This window comes from Alloyangia mangrovi (assembly GCF_002300555.2).
Taxonomy (GTDB): domain Bacteria; phylum Pseudomonadota; class Alphaproteobacteria; order Rhodobacterales; family Rhodobacteraceae; genus Salipiger; species Salipiger mangrovi.
On sequence record NZ_NTHN02000021.1, the window covers coordinates 40900 to 55191 of the forward strand.

At 67.3% G+C, this 14292-nt stretch carries 13 protein-coding genes, 1 pseudogene and 1 riboswitch; of the genes and pseudogenes, 13 read left to right on the forward strand and 1 reads right to left on the reverse strand.

The genetic code is table 11. The features are described from left to right. Positions 1 to 12: 12 nt before the first annotated feature. Positions 13 to 894: a hypothetical protein gene (locus tag CLG85_RS12930; RefSeq protein ID WP_176476592.1), complete on the reverse strand. Its 882-nt coding sequence runs from the start codon at positions 892 to 894 to the stop codon at positions 13 to 15. A 112-nt stretch (positions 895 to 1006) separates the two neighbouring features. Between CLG85_RS12930 and miaB the strand changes: the two are divergent. The 13 genes and pseudogenes from miaB to CLG85_RS12995 all read left to right on the forward strand — a co-directional run bounded on the left by miaB (position 1007) and on the right by CLG85_RS12995 (position 14271). Beyond that, positions 1007 to 2327: pseudogene (miaB, locus tag CLG85_RS12935) on the forward strand (tRNA (N6-isopentenyl adenosine(37)-C2)-methylthiotransferase MiaB). A 240-nt stretch (positions 2328 to 2567) separates the two neighbouring features. Then, on the forward strand, positions 2568 to 3179 hold the full coding sequence (locus CLG85_RS12940) for an OmpA family protein (protein ID WP_224844100.1): 612 nt from the start codon (positions 2568 to 2570) through the stop codon (positions 3177 to 3179). Positions 3180 to 3193: 14 nt separating this feature from the next. After that, positions 3194 to 3505, forward strand: coding sequence for a hypothetical protein (locus CLG85_RS12945; RefSeq protein WP_095882314.1), 312 nt, complete (start codon positions 3194 to 3196; stop codon positions 3503 to 3505). A 150-nt stretch (positions 3506 to 3655) separates the two neighbouring features. Beyond that, positions 3656 to 4636: a PhoH family protein gene (locus CLG85_RS12950; RefSeq protein ID WP_095882315.1), complete on the forward strand. Its 981-nt coding sequence runs from the start codon at positions 3656 to 3658 to the stop codon at positions 4634 to 4636. A gap of 69 nt (positions 4637 to 4705) precedes the next feature. Beyond that, positions 4706 to 5221, forward strand: a complete 516-nt coding sequence (gene ybeY, locus CLG85_RS12955) for an rRNA maturation RNase YbeY (protein WP_260349045.1) — start codon at positions 4706 to 4708, stop codon at positions 5219 to 5221. A gap of 23 nt (positions 5222 to 5244) precedes the next feature. Further along, a complete protein-coding gene (locus CLG85_RS12960; protein WP_224844095.1) occupies positions 5245 to 6219 on the forward strand; it encodes a hemolysin family protein in 975 nt (324 codons plus the stop codon). A 49-nt stretch (positions 6220 to 6268) separates the two neighbouring features. After that, entirely contained in the window at positions 6269 to 7798 is a 1530-nt protein-coding gene (lnt, locus tag CLG85_RS12965; RefSeq protein WP_260349056.1) for an apolipoprotein N-acyltransferase, read from the forward strand. A gap of 36 nt (positions 7799 to 7834) precedes the next feature. Continuing rightward, positions 7835 to 7883, forward strand: a riboswitch (SAM-SAH riboswitch). Between the two features lie 3 nt (positions 7884 to 7886). Next, a complete protein-coding gene (gene metK, locus CLG85_RS12970) occupies positions 7887 to 9068 on the forward strand; it encodes a methionine adenosyltransferase (RefSeq protein ID WP_095880635.1) in 1182 nt (393 codons plus the stop codon). Positions 9069 to 9217: 149 nt separating this feature from the next. After that, positions 9218 to 10120, forward strand: coding sequence for an EamA family transporter (locus CLG85_RS12975; protein WP_095880634.1), 903 nt, complete (start codon positions 9218 to 9220; stop codon positions 10118 to 10120). 78 nt (positions 10121 to 10198) lie between these two features. After that, positions 10199 to 10987, forward strand: a complete 789-nt coding sequence (locus CLG85_RS12980; RefSeq protein ID WP_095880633.1) for an exodeoxyribonuclease III — start codon at positions 10199 to 10201, stop codon at positions 10985 to 10987. 117 nt (positions 10988 to 11104) lie between these two features. Continuing rightward, entirely contained in the window at positions 11105 to 12523 is a 1419-nt protein-coding gene (cls, locus tag CLG85_RS12985; RefSeq protein ID WP_176476459.1) for a cardiolipin synthase, read from the forward strand. Positions 12524 to 12537: 14 nt separating this feature from the next. Beyond that, a complete protein-coding gene (locus CLG85_RS12990; RefSeq protein WP_235865283.1) occupies positions 12538 to 13266 on the forward strand; it encodes an endonuclease/exonuclease/phosphatase family protein in 729 nt (242 codons plus the stop codon). 93 nt (positions 13267 to 13359) lie between these two features. Then, the gene (locus CLG85_RS12995; protein WP_095880632.1) at positions 13360 to 14271 is read left to right on the forward strand and encodes a thioredoxin family protein; all 912 of its coding nucleotides are present in this window, start codon (positions 13360 to 13362) and stop codon (positions 14269 to 14271) included. Positions 14272 to 14292 lie beyond the last annotated feature (21 nt).

Sequence of the window (14292 nt, forward strand, 5' to 3'; positions counted from 1 at the left end):
CGGCAGGGGTGCTCAGAACCATTGCCCCGGCTCCATCAGCCCCAGATCCAACAGTTGCTGCGAGTGCCATTCGAAGCGCGTCGAGTTGTGCCAGCGGAATGTCGCGATCCCGTCACTCGAGCCAGGGTTGCGCTTCAGAGCCTTGGCGGCGCGGAAAGAGGCGATCGCCGCTGTTAGATTGTGGTGCCAGGCGCAGGCGTAGGTGTTGTATTCCTCGTCGCTGAAGGTGTGGTCGTCGCGCAGCATCAGGCCTTTCCCGGCGCGGAAGAGGGCGATGCGGTCGATCTTGCGGCGCTCCTTCGGCACGTGCTCGTCGAAGCGCCAGCGCAAGCCGCCGAAGAAATCGAGTTGCCGCTCCTTCGGGTGATCGTGGTTCGCCGGATCGGGCCGGGCCTGCGCGTAGTAGCCCGAGCGGTCGAGCCAGGCGTCGTCCAGCGACACCGCGCTTGGCGCCGCGCCGAGATCCCCGGCGTAGAGATCGATCACGTAGGTCAGCATGGCGTCGCGCCGTTCCTCGGCGTGGAAGGCCAGCATCTCGCCGATGCTGCGGGTCTCGCAGAAGGGGAAGAAGAGGAACTCGGCGTTGTAGCAATAGTACATCCAGTGCCCCGGCACCGCCCCGGCCATGCGCGAGACCGCGCGCGGCACCGCGCCGGGCGCATGGGGATCGAAGTCGATGCGATGGGCGCGTTCCGCCACGTCGGCGGCCAGTTCCAGGTGGCGCGGCATGAACAGCAGAACCGGGGCGAAGCCGAGCTGCATGTGGTGGCGCGCGGTGGTGTCGACCTCGGCCTGGTCCTCGCAGAAGATCATCGCCAGCGGCCGGTCGCCGGGCGCCTTGCCCAGCTCCGCCGCCTGCCGTTTCAGGAACTCGTCCAACCCGCTATACTGCATCCGCTCTTCGCCCGGCGTTTTGCCCGGACAGTCGGGGAAAAGCGTCTGCATTGCAAGATGGGGCGGTTTTGCGCTATGCGCACGCCCTGAACCGCCGCACCGGAGTCCTCACATGTCCCAGTCGAAGACCGAGCCGAAGAAGCTTTTCATCAAGACCTACGGGTGCCAGATGAACGTCTACGACAGCGAGCGCATGGTCGAGGCGCTTGGCGGACGGGGCTACGTCGAGACCCAGAGTCCCGACGACGCCGACATGATCCTGCTCAACACCTGCCACATCCGCGAGAAGGCCGCCGAGAAGGTCTACTCCGAGTTGGGGCGCCTCCGTCATCTCAAGGAAGAGAAGCCCGATCTGAAGATCGGTGTCGCCGGCTGCGTGGCGCAGGCCGAGGGTCGGGAGATCATGCGCCGCCAGCCCTTGGTCGACCTGGTGGTCGGCCCGCAGAGCTACCACCGCCTGCCCGAGCTTGAGGCGAAGGCCGGGCGGGGGGGTGAAGGCGCTCGACACGGAGTTTCCCGAGGAGGACAAGTTCGAGAAGCTGACATCGCGCCCCAAGGCCAGGCGCGGCCCGACCGCCTTCCTGACGGTGCAGGAGGGCTGCGACAAGTTCTGTGCCTTCTGCGTGGTGCCCTACACCCGCGGCGCCGAGGTCTCGCGCCCGGCCGAGCGCGTGCTAGCCGAGGCGCGTGACCTGGTCGAGCGCGGCGTGCGCGAACTCACCCTGTTGGGTCAGAACGTCAACGCCTACCACGGTCACGCGCAGGGCCTTGCCGGGATCATCCGGGACCTCGCGAAGATCGATGGGCTCGAGCGCATCCGCTTCACCACCTCGCACCCTAACGACATGGACGACGCGCTGATCGCGGCGCACGCCGAGGTCGAGAAGCTGATGCCCTACTTGCACCTGCCGGTGCAGGCGGGCTCGGACAGGATCCTCAAGCGGATGAACCGCCAGCACACCGCCGAGAGTTACCTGAGGGTGGTCGAGCGGCTGCGCGCGGCGCGGCCCGACCTGCACCTTTCGGGCGATTTCATCGTCGGCTTCCCGGAAGAGACCGAAGAGGATTTCCAGGCCACGCTCGATCTCGTCGAGGCAGTGCAATACGGCTCGGCCTTCTCGTTCAAGTACTCCGAGCGCCCGGGCACCCCGGCGGCCGAGCGCCCGCAGGTCTCCGAGGCGGAAAAGGACGACCGGCTGCAGCGCCTTCAGGCCGTGCTCCTGCGCCAGCAGCGCGCGCTGCAGGATGCCATGGTCGGTCGCGAGGTCGGCGTGCTCTTCGAGAAGCCCGGCCGGCGGCCGGGGCAGATGGGCGGCAAGTCCGACTACCTGCACGCCGTGCACGTGATGGGCGAGGGGCTCTCGGTGGGCGAGCTGCGCCGGGTGCGCATCCTCGAGTCCGGTGCAAATTCGCTGATGGGCGAGCTGGTCTGACCGCGACGCTGCGCCGTATTTTTGCCACAGGTCCCGGTAAAACGCGGAGCATTGATCTGCACGTAGCGACAATCCGCGCTCATCGTCGCCGATGATCGCTGAATGGACACAATATGTGGTAGTTCCCCCTTCACAGAGTGGAAATTGCTGCTAGTCTCCCGTCGCGTAAGGGGTTTGGCCCGGTGCGGATCGTTCCGCGTTCGGCGGCCAATGGTATCAACATCGAAAGGGACAGAGGCTGTGGCGACACGCTTTTCCAAGGCCCTCCGCGGCGTTCTGGGGGTGGCGGCGGTTTCCGCGCTTGCCCTGACCGGCATCGCTGCTCCGGCGGCAGCCGCCGCTGACGGTCTGAACACACCGCTCATTTCCACGCAGAACACCCGCACCATCCGCGGGGAGCGCTATATCCCGGGCATCTCGCTCTCGCCGGATGGCTGCGAGATCTGGGTCATGGATGATGGCGCCGAGGGCTATGCCGTCTCGCGCGTCACCCGCGACGGGCGCCCGGTCTGCCACGACATCAACATCTGCGGCACGCTGAAGGCGGACCAGTATTTCGCCACCGACAGCTACAGGATCTACCCGCAGAGCCGCGGCCGCCTCGAGGAGTTCTTCCGCGACTCCACCGCGTTCGGCTACATCATCGTCGGCCACACCGACTCCCGCGCCAGCAACGCCTACAATGACCGGCTGAGCCTCAACCGCGCCAATTCGGTGGCGGCGGTGGCCCATGCCAGCGGCGCCCGCGTCATTGACGTGCGCGGCTACGGAGAGACCTACCCGGTGGCGACCAACAGCACCGTCGAGGGCATGGCGAAGAACCGCCGTGTCGAAATCCTGTGCGTGCGCTGAGGGGGACCGGCCAGATGAAACTCGCGAAACTCGCCCTCGTGCTTGCCGCTGCCTCGAGCCTCGCCGCCTGCGACATGCCGATCGGCGAGGACAAGAGCCAGGACGTCAACCTGATCGACCGCAACGACCTGTCGCAGATCCGCTGGGGTGTCTGGGTCGACCCGGACGGCTGCGACAACTGGATCGCCGACGACGGCGTCGAGGGCTACCTCGCCCGCCGTCTCGACAAGTACGGCAAGCCGGTCTGCTCTGGCATTGCCCCGCCCACGGTGGCCACCGGCGACTTCAAGCAAGGCGCCACCTCGGTGATCGGGGACCCGCTCTGAACGGGGCTCCCACATACCGATGCCAACGGCCGCGCGGTGCCCACCGCGCGGCCGTTTTGCTTCTTTCATCCCGGTGCCGGGCCGAAGCTGCTTGACCTGAGCCCCTGCGGCTTGGCACGATGACCTTGCACTCAAGCGCAGGAGACATGCGTGAACACAGGCATCCTGACCGAAGCCATCCTGGAATTCCCGGACAACCGCCTCCTCATCGATCTGTGCGGGGAATACGACCGCAACCTCACCGACATCGAAGCCCGAACCGGCGTGCAGATCCTGCGCCGGGGCAACCAATTGGCGCTGCACGGCCCGGCCGAGGCGCAGGAGGCCGCGCGCGAGGTGCTCAATGCCCTTTACCAGCGGCTGGAGCAGGGCCGCACCGTCGGCCGCGGCGACATCGACCGCGAGTTCCGACTCGCCCCCGAGGAACAGGAGCCGGGCGACCAGCTCGAGATGTTCTCGGGCGGCAAGGTCGAGATCAAGACCCGCAAGAAACTCATCGAACCGCGCACCGACGCGCAGAAGGCCTATGTCCGCGCGCTCTTCGAGCATGAGCTGGCCTTCGGCATTGGCCCGGCTGGCACCGGCAAGACCTATCTCGCCGTCGCCGTCGGCGTGAACCTCTTCATCACCGGGCAGGTCGACAAGATCATCCTCTCCCGCCCGGCGGTCGAGGCGGGCGAGAAGCTCGGCTACCTACCCGGCGACATGAAGGACAAGGTCGATCCCTACATGCAGCCGCTCTACGATGCGCTGAACGACTTCCTGCCCGGCAAGCAGCTGGCGAAGATGATGGAGGAAAAGACCATCGAGATCGCACCGCTCGCCTTCATGCGCGGGCGGACGCTGTCGAACGCCTTCGTGGTGCTCGACGAGGCGCAGAACGCCACGTCCATGCAGATGAAGATGTTCCTCACCCGCCTCGGCGAGGGCTCGCGCATGGTGATCACCGGTGACCGCAGCCAGGTCGACCTGCCGCGCGGTGTGCAATCGGGCCTGCAGGACGCCGAGCGCCTGCTCAACCACATCGACAAGATCAGCTTCAACTACTTCACCTCCGCCGACGTGGTGAGGCACCCCCTTGTGGCGAAGATCATCGAGGCCTACGAGAAGGACGCGGAGCGCGGGGCCTGACGGCCCCCGCTCCTTCTTCTAGGTTCAAATATCCCGGGGGTCCGGGGGCAGCGCCCCCGGCTTGCACATATGGCTCAGCTCACCGACACGATCATCGAGGACGACCGTTGGGAGGAGGCCGGGCTTGAAGAGCTTGCCGAGACCGCGGCCCGCGCCGCGCTGGTGCATCTCGGCCTCGACCCCGAGGGCTTCGAGATCGCCGTCCTGGCCTGCAACGATGCGCGCATCACCGAGCTGAACGCCGAGTTCCGCGAAAAGCCGATGCCGACCAACGTGCTCTCCTGGCCCTCCGAGGAACGCGGCGCCGGGGTCGAGGGAGAGGCGCCCGAACTGCCCGAGAGCGAGGACGGCCCCTTTGCCACCGAACTCGGCGATCTCGCCATCGCCTATGAGACCTGCGCCCGCGAGGCGCAGGAGGCGGGCAAAGCGTTTGCCGACCACGTGACCCATCTGGTTGTTCATGGAACCTTGCATCTTCTGGGCTATGATCACGTGCGAGACGGCGATGCGACGCTCATGGAAAATTTAGAGACGGAAATACTTGGCAAGATGGGTATCGCGGACCCATATTCGACTGACCTCTGAGAGACACAGGATCAAAAGGACCGATGGGAGACACCGACGACTCGTCTAATGCAGCGCATGGCGCGCAGGAAAACGAGCAGATTGACCGGCCTCCGGGCTTCTTCAAACGCATCTTCTCGGGCCGTGTGAACGGAACCGAGGCTGCAGCCGAAGCGGGGCAGGGTCTCGTGGCCGCTTACGAGCGACCGGTACATGGCATGATGAACCTCCGCCGCATGCGGGTGGAGGATGTGGCGATTCCCAAGGCGGAGATCGTTGCCGTGCCCGACACACTCGCCATGGATGAGCTTGTGACGGTCTTCCGCGACAGCGGCATGACCCGCCTGCCGGTCTATTCCGGCACGCTCGACACGCCCGTCGGCATGGTGCACCTCAAGGACTTTGCCCTGCTGCATGGCTTCAACGGCCACGGCGAGGAGTTCGACATGAAGAAGATGCTGCGCCCGCTGCTCTTCGTGCCGCCCTCGATGCCGATCGGCGTGCTGCTCACCAAGATGCAGACCGAACGCCGGCACATGGCGCTGGTGATCGACGAATACGGCGGCGTCGACGGCCTGGTGACCATCGAGGATCTGATCGAACAGGTCATCGGCGAGATCGAGGACGAGCACGACACCGAGGAAGGGCGCAACTTCTTCCGCGAGAAATCGGGCAGCTGGCTGGCGCTGGCCAAGACCCCGCTCGAGGAATTCGAGGCCGAGACCGGCATCGCGCTCACCGACCCCGACGAGATCGACGAGGAGGAGATCGACACGCTCGGCGGCCTGGTCTTCATGCTCGCCGGCCACGTGCCGGCGCGCGGCGAGGTGATCCCGCATCCCGACGGCATCGACTTCGAGGTGGTGGACGCCGATCCGCGCCGCATCAAGCGGCTGCGGGTGCGCCCCTCTACCCCGACCACCGACGCGCCGATCGCCTCTCCCGCGCTGCTGCCCCCGGCGAAGCCCGAGAGCGCAGCCCAGCTGAGCAGCGGCGATACCGGGGTCGGGCGTGGCTGAACCGGAGGTGCGGCCCGATGCGGGACATGCGGGAGACCATCGCGAGATGATGGCCCCCCTTGCCGCGCGGGCCGTACGCCTGCTGACCGGGCGTGCCGCGGTTCTCCCGGCGCTCGCCTGCGGCGGGCTCATGGCCTTGGGCCAGGCGCCGTGGAACCTGTGGTACGTGGCGCTGGCTGGGCTCGTGCTCTCCATGGCGCTCTTCGCTTTGCAGCGCACGCCGCGCGCCGCGCTCGCCATCGGCTGCGGCGTCGGCACGGGTTACTTCGGCCTGGCGCTCAACTGGCTCACCGAGCCGTTCCAGGTCGATGCCGCAGTCACCGCCTGGATGGCGCCCTTCGCGCTGGTCTTCATGGCGGCCGGGCTGGCGCTTTTCTGGGGGCTCGCCTTCTGGGGCGCCGCGCAGGCGCCGCGCGCGCGGCTCTTCGCTCTTGCCGTCACCTGGGCGCTGGCCGAGCTGGCGCGGGGCTATCTCTTCACCGGATTTCCCTGGGGGCTCGTCGGCTACCTCTGGGAGCCGACGGGTGCGATCCAATGGGTGGCCTGGACCGGCTCTTTCGGGCTGACGCTCGTCACCCTTGCGTTGGCGGCGCTGCTGGCTCGCGGGCTGGGCGGTTCCTGGCGGGCGGGTGGGCTGGGGCTTGTCCTTGTGGTCGGGCTGCTTGCGGGCGGAGCGCAGATGGTGCCACCTCTGCAGGACCTTGATGGCCGCCCGGTGGTCCGCCTTGTCCAGCCCAACGCGCCGCAGACCCAGAAATGGGACCGCGCCTATATCCCGATATTCTTCGAGCGGCAGGTCGAGTTCAGCGCCGCCCCGTCGCAGGAGGGGCTGCCACGCCCCGACCTCATTGTCTGGCCGGAGACCGCGGTGCCGCGGCTGCTGGAGAATGCCGAGGGCGAGCTGCGGGTGATCACCGATGCCGCTCTGCCGGCCCGCGTCGTGCTCGGCATCCAGCGCAGCGAGGGGTTCGACTACTACAATTCGCTGGCGCTGGTGGCGCATGGCCCGAAGGTCGAGGCGGTCTACGACAAGCACCATCTCGTGCCCTTCGGCGAGTACATGCCTTTCAAGGAGCTCTTCCGGCACATCAATGTCAGCGGCATCGCCGCGCGGGCCGAGGGCGGCTACTCGGCCGGGCCGGGGCCGCAGCTGCTCGATCTGGGCGGGGAGATGGGTTATGCGCTGCCGCTGATCTGCTACGAGGCGGTCTTCCCGCAGGACCTGCGCGGCGCGCCGCGGCCCGAGCTGCTTTTGCAGATCACCAACGATGCTTGGTTCGGCAATTTCTCGGGCCCCTACCAGCACCTCGCGCAGGCGCGGATCCGGGCGATCGAGCAGGGGCTGCCGATGCTCCGCGCCGCCAACACCGGGGTTTCGGCGGTGATCGACGGGGCAGGGCGTGTACTGAAGTCGCTGCCGCTGGGTGAAGCCGGCTTCATCGATACCCGCCTGCCGCCGCCGCTGCGCGTGACGCTCTACAGCCGGACCGGCGATTTGCCCCTGCTCGGGCTGCTGGCCGTGCTCATGCTGCTCGTCTTCCGGCCGGTCCTGCGCAATTCGCGGCGCAATTCGGATTGACGCCGCTTTCGTTGCCGCGTAGCGAGAAGGTTCACATCCCTGTCACAACGGCTTCCTGGCGTGACAGCTGGTACCTAATGGAGCGCTTATGTCCCGACAGAACTATATCTTCACCTCGGAATCCGTCTCCGAGGGGCACCCCGACAAGGTGTGCGACCGCATTTCCGACGCCGTGCTCGACGCGCTGCTGGCCGAGGACCCCCTGGCCCGCGTCGCCTGCGAGACCTTCGCCACCACCAACCGTGTGGTGATCGGCGGCGAGATCGGGCTGACCGACCAGGACAAGCTGCATGAGTACATGGAGCGCATCCCCGATATCGCCCGCGCCTGCATCAAGGATATCGGCTACGAGCAGGACAAGTTCCACCACGCCACCTGCGAGGTGACCAACCTGCTGCACGAGCAGTCGGCGCATATTGCGCAGGGCGTGACCGGGCAGGGCGACCGCGACGAGGGCGCGGGCGACCAGGGCATCATGTTCGGCTATGCCACCAACGAGACGCCCGAGCTGATGCCGGCGCCGATCCTCTACTCGCACGCGGTGCTCAAGCGGCTCGCCGAGGCGCGCAAGTCCGGGGCCGAGCCGATGCTGGGGCCGGACGCCAAGTCGCAGATCTCGGTGCGCTACGAAGGCGGCAAGCCGGTCGGCGTGACCTCGATCGTGTTGTCCACCCAGCACACCGACGAGGGCCAGAGCTCGGACGATATCCGCGCCATCATCGAGCCCTATATCCGCAGCACGCTGCCCGAGGGCTGGATCAGCCCCGAGACCGAATGGTGGGTGAACCCCACCGGCAAGTTCGTCATCGGCGGGCCGGACGGCGACGCGGGCCTCACCGGGCGCAAGATCATCGTCGACACCTACGGCGGCGCGGCCCCGCATGGCGGCGGTGCCTTCTCGGGCAAGGACCCGAGCAAGGTCGACCGCTCGGCAGCCTATGCAGCGCGCTATCTTGCCAAGAACGTCGTGGCGGCGGGCCTCGCCGAGCGCTGCACCGTGCAGCTCTCCTACGCCATCGGCGTTGCCAAGCCGCTGTCGATCTACGTCGACACCCATGGCACCGGCGATCTGGCGGCCGAGGCGATCGAACGTGCGATCCCCAAGGTCATGGACCTGACCCCGCGCGGCATCCGCACCCACCTGGCGCTGAACAAGCCGATCTACCAGCGCACCGCGGCCTATGGCCACTTCGGCCGGGCGCCCGAGGCGGATGGCGGCTTCTCCTGGGAGCGCACCGATCTCGCCGAGGCGCTGAAGCGCGAGATCTGAGGTCGGGCAAATCTCTTCGAAGAGATTTGCAGGTTCGACCGGAACGAATTTGGCCGAGCCAGCGGCGGGCCGGGGGGAAACCTCCGGCCCGCTTTGTTTTTCCCTGATGACATATGGTCAATCCTCATTCCTCATGCCATGGCACTGCCATGGATTTGTGGATTGCCGTCACCCTTTGCGCCGCCTTCTTCCAGACCTTGCGCTTCATGCTGCACAAGGTGCTGAGCACGGGTGGCCTGACCGCAACCTCCTCGACTTTCGCCCGCTTTGCCTATGCGGCGCCCGCCGCCGTGCTGGTGGTGGCGAGCTACCTCATCGCCACGGGGCAGGGCTGGCCGGAGCTGAACCTCGCTTTCTGGGCCTATGCGCTCTTCGGCGCGCTGGGGCAGATCCTCGCCACGGTCTTCGTCGTGGCGCTGTTCCGGCAGCGCAACTTCGCCGTCGGCATCACGTTCAAGAAGACCGAGGTCATCCAGACCGCGCTCGTCGGTCTTGCGGTGCTGGGCGAGAACATCTCGGCGCCGGGCTGGGGGGCGATCCTCATCGGCCTTGTCGGGGTGCTGCTGCTTTCCGAGACGCCCGGTCTCTCGGGCAACTGGCTGCGCCGCATGGGCAGCCGGGCGGTGGCGCTCGGCATCGCCTCGGGGTTCTTCTTCGCCATCTCCGGCGTCGGGTACCGCGGCGCCTCGCTCGAGATTGCCTCGGATGCGCCCTTCCTGCGCGCCGGGGTGACGCTGGTCTGCGTGGTGCTCTCGCAGGCACTCGGCATGGCGCTCTGGCTGCGCCTTTTCGAGCCCGGCCAGATCACTGCCGTCTGGGGCGCCCGCCGCACCGCGATCTGGCTCGGCCTCACCTCGATGGCCGGGAGCCTGTCGTGGTTCACCGCCTTCACCCTGCAGACCGCCGCTTATGTGCAGGCGCTGGGGCAGGTCGAGTTGATCTTCTCGCTCATGGCCTCGGTGCTGGTGTTCAAGGAGAGCATCACTCGCCGCGAGCTGGCGGGCATCGGCTTTCTGTGCCTGTCGGTGCTGATCCTCGTGCTGGTGCTCTGAGCCGCGGGTTGCGCGGGATGCGGGTTGCGCCCGGCGGGGGAGGCTGACATTTTCCGCGCCAGAAAAGGAGCCCGCCTCATGTCCTTCACCCTTGCCACCTGGAACATCAACTCGGTCCGCCTGCGCGAGCCCATCGTCCTCAAGCTGCTCGCCGAAGAGGGGCCTGACGTGCTCTGCCTGCAGGAGACCAAGAGCCCGGTCGACAAGATCCCGCTCGAGCAGTTCGCCGCGCTTGGCTACACCCATGTCGTGGCGCGCGGGCAGAAGGGCTACAACGGCGTCGCCATCCTGTCGAAACTGCCGCTTCTCGACGCCGGCGACCAGGATTTCGCGGCGCTCGGCCATGCCCGCCACGTCGCGGCCAAGCTGGAGAACGGCGTCACTATCCACAACTTCTATGTGCCCGCGGGCGGTGACGAGCCGGACCGCGAGATCAACGAGAAGTTCGGGCAGAAGCTCGATTTCCTCACCGAGATGCGCGACTGGTTCCACGCCAACAAGCCCGAGAAGTCGATCCTCGTCGGCGATCTCAACATCGCCCCGCGCGAGGATGACGTCTGGAGCCACAAGAAGCTGCTGAAGATTGTCTCGCACACGCCGATCGAGGTCGAGCACCTCGCGCAGACCCAGGATGCCGGCGGCTGGGTCGACATCACCCGCCAGGACATTCCCGAGGGGCTGCTCTACTCGTGGTGGTCCTACCGCGCGCGGGACTGGGATGCGGCGGACAAGGGCCGGCGGCTCGACCACGTCTGGGCAACGCCGGACATCTCGAACGCCGGGCACGGCTCGCGCATCCTGCGGGGCGCGCGCGGCTGGGAGAAGCCCTCGGACCACGTGCCGGTTTTCGCGAGCTTCGACCTCTAAGCCACAGCGGCGCCCGGTCTTGCGACAAGTCCGGGCGCTTGCGGAACAATCCGCGATGCGCTCTGGTTGAGGCGGGACCCGGACATGGTTCCCGGACGCAGCATCGGAGCGCCACGCATGGGCTCGAATACCACGATCTTTGCCGTCCTTCTGGCGGTCGTCCTGCCAGCTGTGGTGGCCTTTGCCGTCTGGCGCGCGATCTCGACCGCCCGCACGCCGCAAGGGGCCGCGGCCTGGACCGTCTTTTTGCTTGCCGCGCCGTGGTTCGCACTGCCGGCCTATCTCTTCTTCGGGCAACACAAGCTGAAGGGCTACCGGGTCACCCGGCGCAGCAGCCGTCTCGTGCGGCGCGAGATGGACGCATTTTGCGCCGACTATCCTCCCGCCGTCGCCGACCAGGCCCGCTACCGCGCCTTCGAGCGGCTGGCGGCGATGCCCACGGTGGGCGGCAATTCGGCAGATCTCCTGGTTGACGGCAAGGCGACCTTCGACGCGGTCTTCGAGGCGATGGACCGGGCGGAGCATTACCTTCTGGTGCAGTTCTACACCATCGCCGAGGACGGCGTGGGCAACCAGATGGCCGAGCGGATGATCGCCGCCTCGGCCCGCGGGGTGGAGGTGCGGCTGATCTTCGACGGGGTGGGCAGCTACGGGCTGCCGGCGCATTACCTCAACGCCCTGCGCGACGCCGGGGTGCAAGTGGTCGATCCCGCGAATGCGCCGGGCCCGACCTCGCGCTTCCAGATCAACTTCCGCAACCACCGCAAGACGGTGATCATCGACGGGCAGGAGGGCTTCATCGGCGGTCATAACGTCAAGGACGACTACCTCGGCAAGAACCCCACCTTCGGCCCCTGGCGTGACACCCACCTGCACTTGCGTGGACCCATGGTGGCGCAACTGCAGCTGGTCTTCGCCGAGGACTGGCACTGGGCCACCGGCGAGAGCATCGGCGGCGGGCTCAACTGGCGGCCCGACAGTGCCGAGGAGAACCTCTCGGGTCTGGTGCTGCCCTCTGGACCTGCCGACGACATGGACACCGGGGCGCTCTTCTTCATCTCGGCGCTGGCCGAGGCGCGCGAGCGGGTGTGGATCGCCACGCCCTATTTCGTGCCCGATCAGGACGTGCTCTCGGCCCTCGTCAGCGCCGCGCTGCGCGGCTGCGACGTCAAGGTGCTGGTGCCCGATGCCATCGATCACTACCTGCCCTGGCTCGCCGCCCATGCATTCTTCGACGAGGTCCGCGCCGCCGGGGTCGAGGTGCTGCGCTACGAGGGCGGTTTCGTGCACCAGAAGGTGGTATTGGTCGACGACGATCTGGCCGCGGTGGGCTCGGCCAACCTCGACAATCGCTCGTTCCGGCTCAATTTCGAGACAATGGCGGTGATTTTCGACCGCGGCTTCGCGTCGCGGGTGGCGAAGATGCTGGAGGCCGATTTCACCAGCGCCTACAAGATGGACAAGCCGCTGCACGAGCACCCGTTGTGGGTGCGTGCCGCCGCGCCCTTCGCGCGGTTGATGGCTCCGATCCTGTGAAGGTGCCCGCCATTATGCCCCTCTCCGCCTCTCCCAAGCCTGCAGTGACCGGCGACGCGAAGCCCGCGCTGAAGGTTGCCAGCTACAATATCCGCAAGGCCATGGGTATCGACCGCCGCCGCGATCCGGCGCGGATCCTGCAGGTGGTCAACCAGATCGGCGCCGACGTGGTGGTGTTGCAGGAGGCCGACCTGCGGCTCGGGCCCCGGCCTGCCGCGATCCCGCGTTTCCTGATTGCGCAGGAGACCGACTACGATGTTGTCGACCTGGCCCGGAACGACGTCAGCCTCGGCTGGCACGGCAACGCGATCTTCGTGCGCAAGGGGCTCGAGGTGACCGAGACCCGGCGCTTCGAGCTCCCGGGGCTGGAGCCGCGCGGCGCGGTAATGGCGCGGGTCGAGGGAGTGAACGTTGTCGGCGCGCACCTCGGGCTGCTGCGCCGCTACCGGCTCAAGCAGATGTCCGAGATCCGCGACCAGCTTGGCGCGCTGCGCGCCGAGGCGGCGATCTTCGGCGATTTCAACGAATGGTCCGACGTGCGCGGCTACGAGCCATGGGAGCGCGATTTCACCCTCACGCTGCCGGGCCGCAGCTACCACGCCTCGCGGCCCTTCGTGGCGCTCGATGGCATCGCCTACGGCTCCGCGCTGGCGCTCGACGACGCCGGGGTCGAGGAGGGCGGCGCGGCACGGCGCGCCTCGGATCACCTGCCGATCTGGGCGCAGCTCTCGCGCCGCGGCTGATCCCGTGACGGCCCGCGTCGGGGGGCGGTCTTGCATCACGCCATGTCCTGCGCCATGTAACACTCCAAGCTAACCGCCGCAGCGGAGGATCACATGCTGGAACTGGGCAAGACCGAGGCCCCCAAGGGCGATCTCATCAAGGACGTCAGCGAAGCCGACTTCATGGCCGAGGTGGTCGACGCCTCGCAGGAGGTGCCGGTCATCGTCGATTTCTGGGCGCCTTGGTGCGGCCCCTGCAAGCAACTCGGCCCGGCCCTCGAGGCCGCGGTGACCGAGGCGCGCGGCGCGGTGAAGATGGCCAAGGTCAACGTCGACGAGGCGCAGATGATCGCCGGTCAGCTGCGCATCCAATCGATCCCGACGGTCTATGCCTTCTACAAGGGCCAGCCGATCGACGGCTTCCAGGGCGCGCTTCCGGCCTCGGAGCTGAAGGCCTTCATCGACCGCGTCGTGCAGGCTTCGGGCGGCGACGCCTCGGGCGGGCTAGACGAGGCCGTGGCCACGGCCGAGGAGATGCTCGAGCAGGGCGCGGCCGCCGATGCGGCGCAGGTCTTCGCGGCGGTGCTCGAAGAGGATCCGAAGAACGCCAAGGCCTTTGCGGGCATGGTGTCGTGCTACCTCGCGCTCGGCGAGATCGAGCAGGCCGAAGCGGTGCTCAACGGCGTCCCGGCAGATATCTCCAGGGCGCCCGAGCTGGAAGCGGCCCACGCCAAGATCGAGCTCGCCAAGCAGGCAAGCAACGCCGGCCCCGTCGCCGAGCTGACCGCCAAGGTCGAGGCCGACCCGTCGGACCTGCAGGCGCGCTTCGATCTTGCGCAGGCGCTCTACGCCAATGGCCAGACCGAAGAGGCGGTTAACCAGCTTCTTGACCTCTTCCGCCGCGACCGCGAGTGGAACCAGGGGGCGGCAAAGACCCAGCTCTTCACCATCTTCGAGGCGCTCAAGCCAAACGACCCGGTGGTGCTCAATGGCCGCCGCAAACTCAGCTCGATGATATTTGCCTGAACGCCGATGCGCCCTAGCTCG

What these genes read in the sequence shown, in the direction of transcription:
- CLG85_RS12995 (WP_095880632.1), top strand. Translation starts at nt 13,360, where the DNA reads ATGCTGGAACTGGGCAAGACCGAGGCCCCCAAGGGCGATCTCATCAAG.
- CLG85_RS12945 (WP_095882314.1), top strand. Translation starts at nt 3,194, where the DNA reads ATGAAACTCGCGAAACTCGCCCTCGTGCTTGCCGCTGCCTCGAGCCTC.
- ybeY (WP_260349045.1), top strand. Translation starts at nt 4,706, where the DNA reads ATGGCTCAGCTCACCGACACGATCATCGAGGACGACCGTTGGGAGGAG.
- cls (WP_176476459.1), top strand. Translation starts at nt 11,105, where the DNA reads ATGGGCTCGAATACCACGATCTTTGCCGTCCTTCTGGCGGTCGTCCTG.
- metK (WP_095880635.1), top strand. Translation starts at nt 7,887, where the DNA reads ATGTCCCGACAGAACTATATCTTCACCTCGGAATCCGTCTCCGAGGGG.
- CLG85_RS12960 (WP_224844095.1), top strand. Translation starts at nt 5,245, where the DNA reads ATGGGAGACACCGACGACTCGTCTAATGCAGCGCATGGCGCGCAGGAA.
- CLG85_RS12980 (WP_095880633.1), top strand. Translation starts at nt 10,199, where the DNA reads ATGTCCTTCACCCTTGCCACCTGGAACATCAACTCGGTCCGCCTGCGC.
- lnt (WP_260349056.1), top strand. Translation starts at nt 6,269, where the DNA reads ATGGCCCCCCTTGCCGCGCGGGCCGTACGCCTGCTGACCGGGCGTGCC.
- CLG85_RS12975 (WP_095880634.1), top strand. Translation starts at nt 9,218, where the DNA reads ATGGATTTGTGGATTGCCGTCACCCTTTGCGCCGCCTTCTTCCAGACC.
- CLG85_RS12990 (WP_235865283.1), top strand. Translation starts at nt 12,538, where the DNA reads ATGCCCCTCTCCGCCTCTCCCAAGCCTGCAGTGACCGGCGACGCGAAG.
- CLG85_RS12930 (WP_176476592.1), bottom strand. Translation starts at nt 894, where the DNA reads ATGCAGTATAGCGGGTTGGACGAGTTCCTGAAACGGCAGGCGGCGGAG.